Annotated in this window: 15 protein-coding genes; 13 read left to right on the plus strand and 2 right to left on the minus strand. The window is 33.0% G+C overall.

Annotated elements, in window-relative coordinates:
* Genes HNR33_RS08155 through HNR33_RS08185 form a run of 7 tightly spaced genes read left to right on the plus strand, consistent with a single transcriptional unit; the run spans position 1 to position 5,864 of the window.
* A complete protein-coding gene (locus HNR33_RS08155; RefSeq protein WP_429082153.1) occupies positions 1–912 on the plus strand; it encodes an ABC transporter permease in 912 nt (303 codons plus the stop codon).
* A complete protein-coding gene (locus HNR33_RS08160) occupies positions 905–1,471 on the plus strand; it encodes a cysteine hydrolase family protein (protein WP_429082156.1) in 567 nt (188 codons plus the stop codon). Before HNR33_RS08155 ends, HNR33_RS08160 begins: the two co-directional genes overlap by 8 nt.
* Positions 1,471–2,427, plus strand: coding sequence for a carbohydrate kinase family protein (locus tag HNR33_RS08165; protein ID WP_429082159.1), 957 nt, complete (start codon positions 1,471–1,473; stop codon positions 2,425–2,427). The genes HNR33_RS08160 and HNR33_RS08165 overlap by 1 nt, the downstream gene beginning before the upstream one ends.
* Positions 2,427–3,179 (plus strand): nucleoside phosphorylase, encoded by a 753-nt coding sequence (locus HNR33_RS08170; protein WP_429082161.1) that lies wholly within the window; start codon positions 2,427–2,429, stop codon positions 3,177–3,179. The genes HNR33_RS08165 and HNR33_RS08170 overlap by 1 nt, the downstream gene beginning before the upstream one ends.
* Positions 3,179–3,970 carry a BtpA/SgcQ family protein gene (locus HNR33_RS08175; protein WP_429082162.1) on the plus strand — a complete coding sequence of 264 codons (792 nt, stop codon included), beginning with the start codon at positions 3,179–3,181 and terminating at the stop codon, positions 3,968–3,970. Before HNR33_RS08170 ends, HNR33_RS08175 begins: the two co-directional genes overlap by 1 nt.
* A gap of 14 nt (positions 3,971–3,984) precedes the next feature.
* The gene (locus HNR33_RS08180; protein ID WP_429082165.1) at positions 3,985–5,133 is read left to right on the plus strand and encodes an iron-containing alcohol dehydrogenase; all 1,149 of its coding nucleotides are present in this window, start codon (positions 3,985–3,987) and stop codon (positions 5,131–5,133) included.
* Between the two features lie 8 nt (positions 5,134–5,141).
* Positions 5,142–5,864: a tryptophan synthase subunit alpha gene (locus HNR33_RS08185; protein ID WP_429082168.1), complete on the plus strand. Its 723-nt coding sequence runs from the start codon at positions 5,142–5,144 to the stop codon at positions 5,862–5,864.
* 77 nt (positions 5,865–5,941) lie between these two features.
* On the opposite strand, the gene HNR33_RS08190 is transcribed toward HNR33_RS08185, so the two are convergent.
* Positions 5,942–6,802, minus strand: a complete 861-nt coding sequence (locus HNR33_RS08190; protein ID WP_429082170.1) for a M15 family metallopeptidase — start codon at positions 6,800–6,802, stop codon at positions 5,942–5,944.
* A gap of 328 nt (positions 6,803–7,130) precedes the next feature.
* Here HNR33_RS08190 and yfcE point away from each other — a divergent pair, with 328 nt between their 5' ends.
* The 4 genes from yfcE to HNR33_RS08210 all read left to right on the plus strand — a co-directional run bounded on the left by yfcE (position 7,131) and on the right by HNR33_RS08210 (position 13,204).
* Positions 7,131–7,673, plus strand: a complete 543-nt coding sequence (gene yfcE / locus HNR33_RS08195) for a phosphodiesterase (protein WP_429082172.1) — start codon at positions 7,131–7,133, stop codon at positions 7,671–7,673.
* Between the two features lie 52 nt (positions 7,674–7,725).
* On the plus strand, positions 7,726–9,627 hold the full coding sequence (locus tag HNR33_RS08200) for a sensor domain-containing protein (RefSeq protein ID WP_429082174.1): 1,902 nt from the start codon (positions 7,726–7,728) through the stop codon (positions 9,625–9,627).
* Between the two features lie 118 nt (positions 9,628–9,745).
* On the plus strand, positions 9,746–11,740 hold the full coding sequence (locus HNR33_RS08205) for a methyl-accepting chemotaxis protein (protein WP_429082176.1): 1,995 nt from the start codon (positions 9,746–9,748) through the stop codon (positions 11,738–11,740).
* A gap of 147 nt (positions 11,741–11,887) precedes the next feature.
* Positions 11,888–13,204 carry a Na+/H+ antiporter NhaC family protein gene (locus HNR33_RS08210; RefSeq protein ID WP_429082178.1) on the plus strand — a complete coding sequence of 439 codons (1,317 nt, stop codon included), beginning with the start codon at positions 11,888–11,890 and terminating at the stop codon, positions 13,202–13,204.
* A gap of 108 nt (positions 13,205–13,312) precedes the next feature.
* On the opposite strand, the gene proC is transcribed toward HNR33_RS08210, so the two are convergent.
* On the minus strand, positions 13,313–14,110 hold the full coding sequence (proC, locus tag HNR33_RS08215) for a pyrroline-5-carboxylate reductase (RefSeq protein ID WP_429082181.1): 798 nt from the start codon (positions 14,108–14,110) through the stop codon (positions 13,313–13,315).
* Positions 14,111–14,199: 89 nt separating this feature from the next.
* Here proC and HNR33_RS08220 point away from each other — a divergent pair, with 89 nt between their 5' ends.
* Together HNR33_RS08220 and HNR33_RS08225 are read left to right on the plus strand one after the other, a co-directional pair.
* The gene (locus HNR33_RS08220; RefSeq protein WP_429082184.1) at positions 14,200–14,802 is read left to right on the plus strand and encodes a YdcF family protein; all 603 of its coding nucleotides are present in this window, start codon (positions 14,200–14,202) and stop codon (positions 14,800–14,802) included.
* Between the two features lie 374 nt (positions 14,803–15,176).
* Entirely contained in the window at positions 15,177–16,307 is a 1,131-nt protein-coding gene (locus HNR33_RS08225) for a TMEM165/GDT1 family protein (RefSeq protein WP_429082186.1), read from the plus strand.
* The last annotated feature ends 5 nt before the right edge of the window (positions 16,308–16,312 follow it).

Below are 16,312 nucleotides of genomic sequence, written 5' to 3' on the forward strand. Positions count from 1 at the left end.
TTGGATATATTAAATATACTTCATGGAACACTTAGAATGGCAACACCGATAGCATTAGCAGCATTAGGAGGTCTCTTTTCTCATAGAGCTGGAGTTTTGAATATAGCCCTTGAAGGAATGATGCTGATAGGTGCTTTTATTGGAGTAATAGTAAGCTATTCTACAGGTAACATGGCACTAGCTGTGGTTGCTGCAGTAGCAGCATCAATGGTATTTGCACTTCTATTCTGTATTTTTGGAATAAGTCTGAAAGGTAATTTCATAATAACTGGTTTGGCAGTTAATATTTTTGGATTAGGACTTACATCTTTTGTACTTCAGACGGTATTTGGAAGAAGAGGAGTGTTTTCTGATCCTAGGATAGTGGGATTTAAGCCTGTGAATATAGAGATATTAGGTAAAATACCAGTAATAGGACCAATACTTAATAATCAAACTCCTATGGTTTATGTAAGCTTGATAGGTCTTATTATAGTTCATTATGTAATATATAAAACGAAGTTTGGAGTATACGTTAGAGCAGTAGGTGAAAATGAAGAGGCTGCAAGGTCAATAGGAATCAACATCAATAGAATAAAATATTCGGCTGTTATGATTAGTTCAGTATTTTCAGCACTTGCAGGTATAAACCTTGCCCTTGAAAATTTAACTATGTTTGTTGAAAATATGACTAGTGGTAGAGGATTTATAGCTTTAGCCGCTATATTCTGCGGAAAAGGAACTCCTGTTGGTTCATATATTTTTAGTTTTTTATTTGGATTTGCTGATGCAATACAAATGCGTTTACAGAGCTTAAATATTCCAGGCTCATTTATTCAGATGATTCCATTTGTATTTATTATAGTTATACTTACTGTAGTTGGTATTATAAAGAAAAAAGGTAGCACAATGAGGGGGTTAAAGAATGAGTAAAACTGCGTTAATAGTTATAGATATGGTTTATGATTTTGCACATCCAAATGGACTAGTTTACTATGAGCAAAACGCTGAAATACTTCCTAGAATTAGAAAAGTAATAGATAAGTGTCGTGAAAAAGAAGTTTTAATTGTATTTATGCAACACTCTCATAGAAAGGATAAATATGATAAAGAGCTTACAATGGTTAGGAAGAATTGTATGGAGGGAACAGGTGGAGATGAACTAATGCCTGAGCTTGGATACAATGAAAAAACTGACTATTTAATAAAGAAAAGAAGATATAGTTCATTCTTTGGCACAGATTTAGATATGGTACTAAGAGAGCATAAGATAGAAAATACAATTATTTGTGGAACAAAGACAAATTGCTGTATCAGAGCAACAGTTCATGATGCATACTTATTAAACTATAACGTTATAGTTCCAAGAGAATGTGTTGCAACAAACAGTGATGTGGTAAATGAAGTGCACTTGACAGATATCCACAAATACTTTGGTAAAGTAGTAAGTACAGACGAACTATTTGCATTGCTAGATGGTGGTGAACTGTAATGGTAAAGGATATTGATCTAATTGCAGTAGGTTATCCCAGCCTTGATAGAATAATAAAATTGAACGATACTCCTTCTATTGGTATTACTTCTATTATACAGAACTCTGATAATAGCAAGATATATTATGGTGGATGCAATGTAAATATAGCTTATTTAGGTGCTAGACTTGGTCTTAAGTCAATGCCAATGATGAGCGTAGGAGCTGATTTTGAATCGACGGGATTTAAGGAATTTTTAGAGGATGCTGGAATCGATCTTGATGCTATACACAGAGTTGATGAAGATGTTACTTCAAACACTTATCTTGTGGAAAATAGTGAAGGGCATCATATCACTCTATTCTACCCTGGTGCAATGGATAGCAAGTACGAATTTAAAATAGATAAAGACATAGTAAAAAAAGCTAAGTACGGAGTTATAACAGTAGGAAATACCGACTATAATATGCAGTTTATGAGAGCTTGCAATGAAGAAAATATCCCAGTGGTATTTGGAATGAAATGTGATTTCAAAGCTTTTCCATTAGATGTATTGAAAGTGTTTTTAACGAGCAGCAATATCATCTTCACTAATGAAGGGGAAAGAGAGGAAATAGAAGCACAGCTAGGATTTGATGATATAAGTATGCTTATTCATGATGGTAATGCAGAATGCATAGTTGTCACTAAAGGTATAAACGGAAGTGAAGTTATATATAAGGAAGATGACAAGGTCACTTCTAAGCAAGTAAGCATTGCTAAACCTGATAAGGTAGTAGATTCAACAGGAGTAGGAGATGCTTATATGACTGGGTTTATATATGGGTTGATTAATGGAAAGACATATGAACAAGCAGGAAGGATAGGAACAGTAGTGTCATCATTTATTATAGAAGAGATGGGATGCTTAACTAATATACCTAGCTTAATTGAAATTGGTGAAAGATACAAAATAACTTATGAGGAGGAACTGTAGTGAAAACTCTATATCTACAATCAGAAGAAAAGGATGTTAGTAAATACGTTGTTTTTTCTGGAGATCCTGGCAGGGTGAGAAAAATCATCAAATATATGGATGATGTTCAAGAGATAGCTGTAAACAGAGAATATTACACATACACAGGATACTATAAAGGGGTAAAAATTACTGTTACTTCTACTGGTATAGGCGGGCCGTCAGCAGCAATAGCATTAGAAGAAATGTATGAATGTGGTATGGAGGTAGCTGTTAGACTTGGTACAGTTATGGGTCTTAAGGATCATTTATTAGGGAAATTTATTATTCCAACTGGAATTATGAGAAAAGAAGCTACAAGCAAGACTTATGTAGATGCATCATATCCTGCAGTAGGAGATTTTGAACTTATGACATGTATGAATAAAAGTGTATCAGAAAACGGCTTTGAATATGAGAATGCTATTATGTGTAGCATGGATGGATTTTACAGTGAGATGAGAGAGTCAAGATTATCTAAGCAAATGCAAAATGATGTATTCGAAAAGATACAAGAGCTTAAGAAATATAATATATCTGGATTAGACATGGAATCTGGGACGATACTTACACTAACTAATCTTATGGGCATAAAGGGTTGTGTTGTTACTATGACTACAGTTTTAGAAAACCTAAAGGATTACTTAAAGGGAGAAGCAAGGGATAAGGCTGAGGAGGATTTAATAAAAGTAGTTTTAGATGGTCTTGTTATATATGATAAGGAGGCGAAATAATGGTTAATACTGTTTCTTTATTTGAAGATAAAAAAGCTATAATTGGCATGGTGCATTTGTTGCCACTTCCAGGAACCCCTGGGTTTGATGGAAATATGGACAAAGTGTATCAACAAGCTTTAGCAGATGCAAAAGCACTTGAAGAAGGTGGAGTTACAGCTCTTATGGTTGAGAATGCTGGGGATGCTCCATATGGAAGAACTTTAGACTTAGCTCAATCAACTGCATTAGCAGCAATAGCTGCAGTTGTTAAGCTGAACACAAACCTTCCTGTAGGAATAGATGCAGCATTTTGTGACTATCAAAGTGCTCTAGCTTGCGCAAAGGCATCAGGAGCAGATTTTATAAGATTAGCTGTATTTGTTGATACAGTTGAGTTCTTTGGTGGAATAATGGAGCCGTGTGCAAGAGATGCAATGTACTATAGAAAGCAGATACAGGCAGAAAAAGTTAAGATATTTGCAGATGTTCAAGTAAAGCACTCTCATATGTTAATACCTAATATTCCTATAGAGGAATCAGCTAAGGTAGCAGTAAGCTGTGGTGCTGATGCAATAATTGTAACTGGAACTCATACTGGTGGGGAAACACCTATCGAAGCTGTACAAAGAGTAAAAAAAGCAGTTAGAGTTCCAGTAATAGTAGGAAGTGGAATAAAAACTTCAAACATTAAAGAGCAAATGGGGATTGCTGATGGAGCTATTGTTGGTTCAAGCTTGAAAATAGATGGTGTGGTATCTAACCCAGTAGATAAAAACAAAGTAATAGAACTTATGGGAGAGTTAAAATAAAGGAGTTGGTTTAAATGATGAGACCTATGAAATTAGCAGGAGAGGCTTTAGTATTTGGACAAGGCGCTCTTGATTATTTAAAGACATTAAAGGGAAAAAGGGCTTCGATTGTTATTAGTGGCGGAAGTGTTATAAGAAATGGATATTTAAAGGTAATAGAAGACAATCTTAAGGAAGCAGGTATAGAAACTCAAGTTATCAGTGGTGTAGAGCCAGATCCAACATTTGATACTGTACTAAGAGGAGCAAAGAAAATGTTAGAGTTTGAGCCTGACTGGATTATCGGTCTTGGTGGAGGTTCTGCAATGGATGCTGCAAAAGCTATGTGGGTATTTTATGAGCATCCTGAATTAAAGAACATTCAAGATATTATGAGTCCAAACAAGGTTCCAGCTCTAAGAAACAAAGCGAAAATGATATGTATCCCTACAACTAGTGGTACTGCTAGTGAAGTAAGTCGTTCAGTAGTTATCTCTGACGCTAATTCACACATGAAGTATGGTATAGGAGATATGGAGATGATGCCTGACGTAGCATTGTTAGAGCCTGGAATAACAGCTTCAATGCCTAAGAAAATAACAGCAGAAACAGGTATGGATGCTTTAACTCATGCAGTAGAGGCTTACACTTCTACAAGAGGGAACATGTTAGCGGATACTTTAGCTGAGAGAGCTATTTTAGATATATTTGAATATCTTCCTAAAGCATATAATGAAGGAGACAATCTTGAATATAGAGAAGCGATGCTTAATGCATCTATGGTAGCTGGACTTGCATTTACTAACGTATCATTAGGTATAGTTCACAGCATGGCGCATACTGTTGGCGGGTTCTTTGGAGTACCGCATGGACTTGCAGATGCAGTTATTCTTCCTTATATAGTAGAGTACAATATGCAGGATGAAAAGGCAAAAGCACGCTATGAATATCTAGCTAATAAATTGGGTGTAGATTCTTTAGCAGATGCTATTGCAGACTTAAATGCAGCTCTTAATGTACCTAAAACATTAAAGGAAATCATAGATAATGACCAAGAATATGAAGAAAAGCTTATGGAAATGGCTGAAACAGCAAAGAAAGATGGATGTACAAAAACTAATCCAGTAATACCAGAGGTAGAAGGATTTGCAGAACTATTAAAAACAGTATATTACGGAAAGTAGGTGCTAAAATGTCAACAAAATTAATATGTTATTTATCTTTTGGATATCCATCTATTGAAGAAAGTATAAAGATGGTTGATGAATATGTAGAAGCTGGGTGTGATATGGTAGAGGCAGATTTTCCAACTGATAATGCCTTTTTAGATAGTGAGTTCATAGGTGGAAGAATGAAGGCTGCTTTAGATAACTGTAGTGACTATGACAAATATCTTGAAGGTATTGAAAAGATAAGAGAAAAGCATCCTGAGCTTCCTATAATAGTATTATCATATGAACACACATTAAAAAAAATAGGGATAGATAAGTTCGTTGAGTATTGTAAGAAAAATAATACATTAGATATGATATTAGTTGGTCTTGAAGGAGAAGAAACAAAAGAGGAGCTAATAAGAAGAGGAATGAGAGTCTCATGCTATGTTCAGTTCCATCTTCCAGAAGAAGAGGTTGAAAGCGCTCTTAATTCAAATGGCTTCGTATACATGCAGTCTAAAGCAGATGGAAAAATAAAAGAAGGCTATGAAACACTTAAGGATTGTATAGACTATTTAAGAGAAAAAGGAATCAACAATCCAATATATTGTGGAGTAGGGGTTTCAACTCCAGAAGATATCGAACGAGTTAGAGATGCAGGTGGAGATGCAGCGTTTGTAGGAAGTGCAATCCTTAAGAAACAAGACAATCCTGAAGAAATGAAGAGCTTTATAAGAGAGCTTAAAGCTGCTACAAAATAACGCTAGCATAATAAGTAAAGGCACAGTGATTAAAATCACCTATCAATCTATGATAGGTGATTTTAGATGTTTTCTAGCTATTTACTGTTTGAATCAGTAAAATACTCTTCAAAAGTTATATTGTTTTCCATTATTATCTTTGCTGCTTCTTTACCAACATACCTTATATGCCAAGGTTCATAGCTGTAGCCTGTGATATCAATTTTATCTTTTGGATAGCGAACTATAAAACCAAATCTATGTGCATTTTCTTTTAGCCACATACCTTCAGGAGTTTGTCCAAATCGTTCTGTTAATTGATAATTAACGCTTGAACAAGATACGTCCATTGCTAATCCAGTTTGATGTTCGCTTTGACCAGGTACAGCACTTGTTTTATTTGCAGTTTCACGGCCATATTTTTCAGCTTTATTCTCAAATATCTGTGATTGTCTTTGATAAGAACGGTAACCAGATACTGCATAAAGATTTATTTCGTGTTTTTTTGCATCATTAAATAATTCTTCTAATGATTTTGCTGCGTCTTTGCTCATATATTTTTTTTGAAGGTTTTCTTTAAAAGAAAATTCAACATCTGGAACAACTAGATCCTTTGGTTCGTAATCTGATGGTAGGTTTCTGCTTTTATTAACTAAAACTAATATATCGTCTGTGTTTTTTATTATTATATTATTGTATTTATCTTTATAAGCAGTTTCTTCCAGAGAGGGAAAGGTACTATTCTCGCTATTATCAACAACTTCTGTTTTATCATGAGTGCTAATATCATTCACATTAGTTTTGTTTGATGGTAGCTTATCTTCTGCAACAACAGTTTTTTTGTGTAATACACTATATATTCTTAAAGAAGAAGCTATCAATATGATAGATATAACTAAAATGAAACAGTTTCTACTTGCTCTTTTCTTTGTTACTTTTCTTCTATTAGTTCTTTGCATTGGGATTCCTCCGTTCTAATCGGCATAAAGGCAAAGTTTGGCTTATAGTAATGATTTTTAATCACTAATATAAATTATAACACTAAAAGACAAATTACGACATAATTCGACTAAAATGTAATCTATTTTTAATCATTAGTATGTAAAAGAAAGATTTAAAAAAGTAGATGAAAAAGTGATAATATATAGATGTGTAATAATAAGTTGGTAGGGTAAAAAAATAAAGTGTAAATAAGCTTAGTGTTTGTCTACTATCTTACTTATGATGGTTATATATAATAAACATTGTATATAGTTGAAAATTAATTTTGATTGGAGAGATTAGAAAATGAAACTATTTTTTATGTCTGATATTCATGGTTCATCATATTACTTAAGGAAAGCAATAGAAGCATATGAAAGGGAAAAATGCGACTATATTATTATACTAGGTGATGCACTATATCATGGGCCAAGGAATTCTCTTCCAAAAGAGTATGACCCTAAGGCTGTAGCTGAAGTGCTTAATAGCTATAAGAACAAAATAATAGCTGTAAGAGGCAACTGTGATAGTGAAGTAGATCAGATGCTGATATCGTACCCAATGATGTCAGATTACTCTGTTATACTTTATAACAACAGAAGATTATTTTTAACTCATGGACATATTTATAATAAAAATAATCTATTAAATATTGATAAAAATGATGTGTTGATACATGGACACACACATATACCATTAGCTGAAAAAGAAGATGGGAAAATAATATTAAATCCTGGATCAATATCGCTTCCTAAAAATAATAACCCAAACTCATATGCAATACTTGAAAACGATATATTTACTGTAAAAGATTTAGATGGAGATTCATTTATTTCAACTGAACTTTAGAAAATTAGCTAGACAGAAATTATGATACGTCACTTAAAGGAGAAATAACAGAATGAAAGAATTAAAGCCCTTAGAGAGAAGGAGCCCAATGGAGCTTCTGAAAATTTTTCTTGTGATATACGTGTGCTTTGTAGCTATTATTTTACTGGTATTCAAGATTATGAACAAGATGTATATTGATAAAACAGCTATTAACATAGTACAAATAAATAATATTTATTTGCTTATTTGTACACTTCTTATATTTACATTGTCTTTTTCCGTGTACGTAAGGAAAAAAGACATGCATAAGCTTAAACTTGCAGGAGTTATATTCCAAAATGCCAAAGAAGCAATAATAATCACTGATAAGGATTCAAAAATTATTTATGCTAATAAATCCTTCGAAGAAGTAACTGGGTATAAAGCACATGAAGCAATTAATAAAACCCCTGGAAGCTTTAAATCAGGTATTCATGATAAAACTTTTTATGAGAACATGTGGAATTCGATAAAAACTCTTGGGAGATGGCAAGGTGAAGTGTGGGATAAAAGGAAAAATGGAGAAATATATCCTAAATTTCTTACTATAACTGCACTTGGTTACGAAAAAGGCGAAGAAGTAAAATACATTGGAGTATTTCAAGATATTACGGATATAAAGAAAAAAGATGAGTATATTGATAAGCTTAAAAACTATGATATGTTAACTGGACTTCCAAATCAAAAATCTTTGCACAAGATGGTTAAAAAACATATTTCACTTAATGACGGTGTAAAGAATGCTACTTTTTTAATATCTATTATTATTTCAAATTACAGCAGTATCAGCACAAGCTTTGGGTATGGGGCTGGAGAAGCTATTATATTAGAAATTGTTAAGAGAATTGAAAATATTTTAGATGGCGGTTGTACCCTTTTCAAACTATCAAAAGAAGAGTTAATGATATTATGCACAGAGTTTGATAGTGAAGAAAGAATACATAATTTTTTAAATATCCTTACTGATATTCTTAAAGGAAGCTATGTATATGAAGGCGAAAATATATTTATAAAAGGTGCTATTGGAGTTTCAATACTGTCAAGTGATTCCGAAATGCAAGATAGAATTATTGAAAATACCAATATGGCAAGAGATTATGCTGCTAAACAAGATAACTTTAAATATCAATTTTATAGTGAAGAATTAAGAAAAAAATATATCTATGAAATGAAGCTAGAAAACGATCTAAGAGAAGCTATAGAGAAGAATGAGATAAAGATAAACTATCAGCCTCAGATAGATGTAGATACAGGAAGAATTATTGGTGCAGAAGCTTTGATTAGATGGATAAATGAGGAGCTAGGTTTCATATCTCCAGATAAGTTTATACCTATTGCAGAAAAGACAGGACTCATTATTTCCATAGGGAAATGGGTGTTAGAAGAGGTTTGTAAGCAAAATAAGCTATGGCAGCAAAATGGATTACCTAAGATTCCTATTGCAGTAAACTTATCACCAAGTCAGTTTAAAAACCATGATATAATAAATGATGTTAAGCAAGCATTGGATTTAAGTGGGCTTGAAGGAAGATATCTGAGTTTAGAGATTACAGAAGGAATAGTGGTTGAAAATACAGAAGATATAAGTAATAAACTAAATGAACTGAAAAACATGGATATAACCATAGCCATAGATGATTTCGGTACAGGATATTCTTCATTAGGATATTTACGAAGGCTTAAATTTGATAAAATTAAAATTGATAGGGAATTTATAAAGGATTACCCTGATAGCGATAATGGAGCAATTGCAAGGATAATAGTTAACTTGTCCCATGAGCTTGAGATTGAAGTTATAGCAGAGGGTGTTGAAACAGAAGAACAAATTGATTTTATAAAAAAAATAAATTGTGAACAGGTACAAGGATATTATTATAGTCCTCCTCTTTCACCAGACAGGTTTGAAAATTTTATAAAAGATATGATTATATAGTACTAAATTACCTTATTTATATAAATAAGGTAATTTATTTTGACAAATGTTGTAGAAAGATATAAAATTATGTTGAAAAATGTTAACTAATACACAATATACATAAAGGGGGAATATAATGAAAAGCATTAAACTGAAGATTGTTACATATTTTTCTATTATTATTCTAGTTATATGTTCAGTTTTAGGTTACATATCATATGATAAGGCAGCCAAAGTTGTAACTAGTACTACTGAGTCAGATTTAGAAATCATAGCTAACCAAGTATCAAAAACAATCGAGGCCAGAATACGCGAGCAGTTGGGACAGTTAGAAGTATTAGCTTCAACGAAGAGAATTGGTGATCCGGAGAATACACCAGAAGACAAGCTGCTTGTTCTTAATGATGAATTAAAGAGAAGTGGACATCTTATAATGGATTTAGTTGACTTAAACGGACATGCAGTTGCAACAAATGGGAAAACATATGAACTAAAGGATAGAGAATATTTTCAAAAAGCTTTAAAAGGTGAAAGCTCTGTATCAGATCCTATAGTAAGCAAAGAAGACGGTTCTATTATAATTGCTTACTCAGTCCCAATAAAGCATAACGGGAGAGTTACAGGGGCAATTATCGCTATAAGGGATGGTAGTGATCTTAGCAAGACAGTAAGTGATATTGTAATTGAAGAAACTGGAAATGCCTTTATCGTTAATAAAGAAGGAACATTAGTTGCACATCAAGATAAAAACTTAGTTCTTGAAAAATATAGTCTTCTTAATATTGACTCTGAAGACACTAATTATAAAGGACTTTCTGAATTAGTTAATAAAATGATTAATGGTGAGACAAGTACGGGTGAATATTATAGAGAAGGTAATAAGCAGCTTATGGGGTTTGCACCTATTAATGGTACAGACTGGTCATTAGGGGTAACTGTTCCTAAGCAAGAGATACTAGCAGAGCTATCGACATTAGCTTCAACCGCCTTAATGCTTTCTATTATAATATTAGTTATAGCAATTACACTTGTGTTCTTAATTGGAAGCCAGATAGCCAAACCAATATCCTTGGCAACAGAACACACAAAACAAATTGCTTCGGGCGATTTTACAAAGGACATTCCAAAAGCGCTACTATCTAAAAAAGATGAAACAGGTCAGCTTGCAAAAGCAATTGATAGTTTAAATAGTAACTTTAGAGAGCTAATAGGAAATATTGCAGATAATTCAGATCAAGTTGCTGCATCCTCTGAAGAACTTAGCGCAACAGCTCAACAAATGGTTGCTGCATCTGAAGAAGTAGCTAAAACGATTGAGGAGATAGCAAGAGGTGCTAGTGATCAGGCTCAGGATACAGAAAGTGGGTCGTATAAGGTCAATGAATTAGGAAGCTTAATAGAAACCAATAATGAACATATGGATATACTAAATGAAGGAGCTAATCAAGTCATCAAGTTAGTTGATGAGGGCTTAGAAATTATAAATGAGCTTACTAGCAAAGCAGCGGATAGTGAAAAAGCAATAAAAGCTGTTTACAACGATATTACAAAAACAAACTTAAGTGCTGATAATATAGGCAAAGCAAGTGAAGTTATTGCATCAATTTCTGAACAGACAAATTTATTAGCTCTAAATGCTGCAATTGAAGCAGCAAGAGCTGGAGAGCATGGTAGAGGATTTGCTGTTGTTGCTGAAGAAATTAGAAAGCTTGCCGAACAATCTACTACTTCAACTAAAGTAATAGATGAGGCAGTTAATGAATTACAGGCTAATTCAATTAATTCTGTGAAAACTATAGAGGAAGTTTTGGCATTTATGAAACAGCAAGTAGAAAGTGTAGATTATACTGAGAATAAATATAAGGAAATTCTTAATGCAGTCTATGAAGAAATGGACGCTGTTGAAAAGCTAAATGTTTCAAGTAAAGACATGGAAGCCAAAAAGATAGAGATACTAGACATTATACAAAACTTATCGGCAATAGCTGAAGAGAATGCAGCAAGTACAGAAGAGGCGTCTGCTTCAACAGAAGAGCAAACTGCTTCAATGGAAGGCGTGGGAAATGCATGTGAAGCGTTAGCTCAAATAGCACAAGAGTTAAAAGATTCAATCTCAGTATTTAAAATATAGTATAATAGTAATTAACCGGGGCATAGTTAATCTCCCCGGTTTCTTTATTTTTAGTGTATCAAATATTACCATTGACCGAAAATTGAATATTTAGTAAAATAGCCTAAACTTAATAACCAACTCAACTAATTAGATGGAGGGCGAATAATGATAACTAAAGATAATATTAATAAGGGGAATGCTTGGGCATTAATTCCTATGATGGTTTTTTTAGTGGCTTATTTAATAACTTCTATAGTTGTTAAAGATTTTTATAAAATGCCAATAACAGTAGCGTTTTTATTATCTACCATCGTAGCCATAGCCATGAATCCAAAGGAGAGCATAAATAAGAAGCTTCAGGTATTTTGCGAGGGTGCGGGAAATACAAATATCATATTAATGATACTGATATTTATCTTAGCAGGAGCATTTGGACAAGTAGCTAAGGATATGGGTGCAGTAGATTCAACAGTAAATTTAGGGTTATCTGTACTACCAAGCTATATATTAATCGCGGGGCTATTTATTATAGGGTGCTTTATTTCTTTATCAATAGGAACTTCAACAGGAACTATTGTTGCACTTGTTCCAGTAGCTATTGGAATTGCTGAAAAAATTAATATTACTTTAGGATTGGCTATAGGTGCTGTTATAAGTGGTGCAATGTTTGGAGACAATCTGTCGATGATATCAGATACAACTATTGCGGCTGCCAAAACTCAAGGCTGTGAGATGAAGGATAAGTTTAAGATGAATATTTTGATAGTATTGCCTGCTGCACTTATTACTGCAATTATTTTTATATTAATAAATAGAGGGAATAATATAAGTTTAGGTAATAGTTATACGTATAATTTGCTAAAGGTTATGCCTTACTTTGTGGTATTGATATCTGCTCTACTAGGAGTAAATGTAATAACAGTTCTAACTGGAGGTACTGTTTTAGCGGGAATAGTTGGCATAGCAACGGGCGCATTTGACATCTGGGGAATGGTTGGCTCAATAAACACAGGGATAGCAGGTATGTCAGAGCTTATAATAGTTGTGCTATTAGTAGGTGGAATGTTTGAAATCATAAGATATAACGGGGGAATTGATTTTCTGATGCACTCGATTACAAGAAGAATAAAGAGTAAAAAAGGAGCAGAGTTTGGTATAGTTGCACTAGTAGGCGTAGTAGATATATGTACTGCTAATAATACTATTGCCATAGTACTGGTGGGTCCTATTGCCAAAGATATAAGTGATAGATTTGGTATAGATCCAAGAAGGTCTGCAAGCATTCTTGATACATTTTCTTGCTTTTTCCAAGGAATAATTCCATATGGCGCACAGTTGTTAATAGCTGCTGGGTTAGCGAATGTATCTCCACTTTCTATCATGAAATATTTGTACTATCCTTATCTAATGGGTATATCAGCAATATTAGCTATAATATTTGGTATTCCCAAAATAAAAGATAAGGCTATTAGATCATTATAAATAGATTATTTTTAATAACCAAAGTATTAGTTAAATTAAATGTTAGCCAATAGTTTATTAAGAAACATGATGGACAAGATTGTCCATTATGTTTCTTAATATTATAAACTACTTAATTTTTTTTGTTTTCTCATATGCAGATAGCATAGCCTCAATAATTGCATTTCTAAAATTTCTTTTTTCAAGGCTTGCAACAGCTTCTATAGTAGTACCACCGGGAGAACATACTGCATCCTTGAGCTCTCCAGGATGAGTGTTAGTTTCTAATACCATTTTAGCTGATCCTAGTACTGACTGAGCTGCAAGTTTATAGGAGAGCTTTCTAGGAAGTCCTAATAGTACTCCGCCATCTGCCATTGCCTCAATCATCATATAAACATATGCTGGTGAACTACCAGATATAGGTACGACAGCATCCATAAGCTTTTCATCTAATATTTCTATTTCTCCAAAGGAACTAAATATATTTTTTATATCTGTTACTTCTTCTTCTGTAAAAACATCATCAGAAAAAGTAATAATACTCATTCCTTCACCTACTAAAGCTGGAGTATTAGGCATAGAACGTACAATCCTAATTTTATCTCCTAAAGACTCTTTCATAGTATCTATTCTGATACCAGGGGCAATACTGATTATAACCTTTTCAGATGTTAATGAAGGAGCTATTTCCTCCATCACTATTTTGTAAGTTTGAGGCTTTACAGCTAGTATAATATATTTTGCTTTTGAAGCTATATCTATATTGTTTTTACCACTTTGAAGATTAAATTCTTCAGAAATTTTACGTTTTCTTTCTTCTGAAAGTGTGTTGAAAATAATATCATTTTTAGGTATTTGTTTCAACAATCCCTGTAGCATAGCATAGCCCATATTTCCAGCACCGATAAATCCTATTTTATACATAAATACCCTCTCTCTTCTGTTAGTTATGTTAATATTCCTTCCTATTATATGATATTATTATATTTAGCACAAATAAAGGAGTTTTTAACATGTATAAATTAGTTTGTTATTTTAAGAAAATTATTATAACAATGATGATACTTTTTATTTGTTCATTTATTATTATTGAAGGAATATTAATATATCAAGGCAGAGCTCAAGAATGTGTAGGGGTAGACGTTGATTATGTACTAGTCCTTGGGGCAAGGCTTTATGGTAGCATACCATCACCAGCGCTGGAAGAAAGACTAAATAAGACGGTGGAATACTTAGAAAACAATCCAGATACTATAACAATAGTATGTGGAGGTCGGGGACATAATGAAGATATAACAGAAGCATCAGCAATGGAAATGTTTCTTGTGGATAGAGGAATAGATAATAAAGCAATAATAAAAGAGGAGAAGTCAACTAGCACATTTGAGAATATTAAAAATGCTAGAGATATAATAAGAGAAACTGATGATAGAGATAACATAAGTGCATTAATAATAACATCTGATTTTCATGTTTTTAGATCGAAGCTATTAGCAGAACGATTAGGATTTAAAGCCTATGGAGTGGGTGCTAAAACTCCAGAAGTAACGGTATTAAAGAGCTATATAAGAGAATACTTCGCAGTAATCAAGTCTCTAGTTTTTGATAAAGAATAGATGCTTATAAATATTTAGAAAAGTAAATTTTCATTGTTATTTTAGCTTGTATAATGTATAATATGTGTGAAGTAAGTTAAAAGGGAGTAGCTATGGACACAAGTCCATGAATAGGGTCAACATACTGGCAGACATGCCTGGTTCTATTCACTCACTTAAGAGGAGCGAGACTTTTAGCTTGATAAGACTATGTTTTAAAATATAGTTTTATCAAGCTAAAGGTTTCGCTTTTTCATTGTTTAGGATATCTATATCAGAGATATATACATTTCGAAGCTAAATAAAAATGTACATAAATGGATAGCATACGATACGTAGATGTATATATTTTTTGAGAATAATAGATAAAATCATATTTAAAGGGAGGCAATAAGATGTTAGGCGAACTCATAAGAGCTTTTTTCTTTATTTTTGTTGCTGAAATGGGAGACAAGACTCAGATTTTAGCAATGGCATTTGCAACACAATTTAAGGTTCAAAAGGTATTGCTTGGCGTATTAATAGGCTCTGCACTTAACCATGGTATAGCAATTGCATTAGGATCGTATTTATCAAATGTAATACCGATGAATACAGTACAAATAGTTGCTGGTATTTTATTTATAGGTTTTGGATTATGGGCACTAAAAAGTGATGATGAAGAAGAGAATAATAGAAATAAAAATAAATTTGGCCCTGTAATAACTGTTGCACTGGCTTTTTTTATTGGAGAACTCGGGGACAAAACCCAACTTACTGCTATGACACTAGCTACAGATGCAAAATATCCGTTATTTATACTTTTTGGTACTGTGTTAGGAATGATAGCTACAAGTGGAATAGGCATTTTTGTTGGTAGTAAGATTGGTGAGAAGGTACCTGAATCTGCAATAAAGATAACATCTTCAGCAGTATTTCTTTTCTTTGGTACATTAAAGCTTTTTCAAACATTGCCAGACCAATATTTGACGAGCACTAATATAATATTATTTTTTGCAGTTTTATTAACTATAGTATATATATTATTAAGGCCAATATTAGCAGCAAGAAAAGCAGAAAAAAGGTCTCCACTTAAAGAAGTTGCTGCTACTCTTTATGAACAGACACATCAGCTTAAAGAAGCTGTAGATAATATATGTTTAGGAGAATCGGTTTGTGGATCCTGTGAGGGAAAAAAATGCCTTATAGGCTTCACAAGAAGAGCTTTAGCATCAGCAACAAATGAGGGCGTTTATATTTTACCTAATGAGTGGGAAGAGCTTCCTAAATATACTGATAAAAAATTTGATAAAGGTAAATTAGTTGAGGCTTTAAGTATGACTATAGCACACTATATAAAATATGGATTTGAAGAAGATAAGAACTATGTAGTAAATAAGACCAGAGAAGCACTTGAAACATTAGTATTTGGAGAAATTGTGCCATTTGATGGAGATATAAAGAAATATTTTAAGCTTATTAAAAGGAAAAATGAGATAATAGGAGAAAAGATAATAAATAGAGTAGAAGAAATCAATAAAGGCTAGGAGTG

This window comes from Brassicibacter mesophilus (genome assembly GCF_050433385.1).
Classification (GTDB): domain Bacteria; phylum Bacillota; class Clostridia; order Tissierellales; family Proteiniboraceae; genus Brassicibacter; species Brassicibacter mesophilus.

Coding starts and splice junctions, on each gene's coding strand:
- HNR33_RS08160 (WP_429082156.1), top strand. CDS start 905: ATGAGTAAAACTGCGTTAATAGTTATAGATATGGTTTATGATTTTGCA.
- HNR33_RS08165 (WP_429082159.1), top strand. CDS start 1,471: ATGGTAAAGGATATTGATCTAATTGCAGTAGGTTATCCCAGCCTTGAT.
- HNR33_RS08175 (WP_429082162.1), top strand. CDS start 3,179: ATGGTTAATACTGTTTCTTTATTTGAAGATAAAAAAGCTATAATTGGC.
- HNR33_RS08180 (WP_429082165.1), top strand. CDS start 3,985: ATGATGAGACCTATGAAATTAGCAGGAGAGGCTTTAGTATTTGGACAA.
- HNR33_RS08185 (WP_429082168.1), top strand. CDS start 5,142: ATGTCAACAAAATTAATATGTTATTTATCTTTTGGATATCCATCTATT.
- HNR33_RS08190 (WP_429082170.1), bottom strand. CDS start 6,802: ATGCAAAGAACTAATAGAAGAAAAGTAACAAAGAAAAGAGCAAGTAGA.
- yfcE (WP_429082172.1), top strand. CDS start 7,131: ATGAAACTATTTTTTATGTCTGATATTCATGGTTCATCATATTACTTA.
- HNR33_RS08200 (WP_429082174.1), top strand. CDS start 7,726: ATGAAAGAATTAAAGCCCTTAGAGAGAAGGAGCCCAATGGAGCTTCTG.
- HNR33_RS08205 (WP_429082176.1), top strand. CDS start 9,746: ATGAAAAGCATTAAACTGAAGATTGTTACATATTTTTCTATTATTATT.
- HNR33_RS08210 (WP_429082178.1), top strand. CDS start 11,888: ATGATAACTAAAGATAATATTAATAAGGGGAATGCTTGGGCATTAATT.
- proC (WP_429082181.1), bottom strand. CDS start 14,110: ATGTATAAAATAGGATTTATCGGTGCTGGAAATATGGGCTATGCTATG.
- HNR33_RS08220 (WP_429082184.1), top strand. CDS start 14,200: ATGTATAAATTAGTTTGTTATTTTAAGAAAATTATTATAACAATGATG.
- HNR33_RS08225 (WP_429082186.1), top strand. CDS start 15,177: ATGTTAGGCGAACTCATAAGAGCTTTTTTCTTTATTTTTGTTGCTGAA.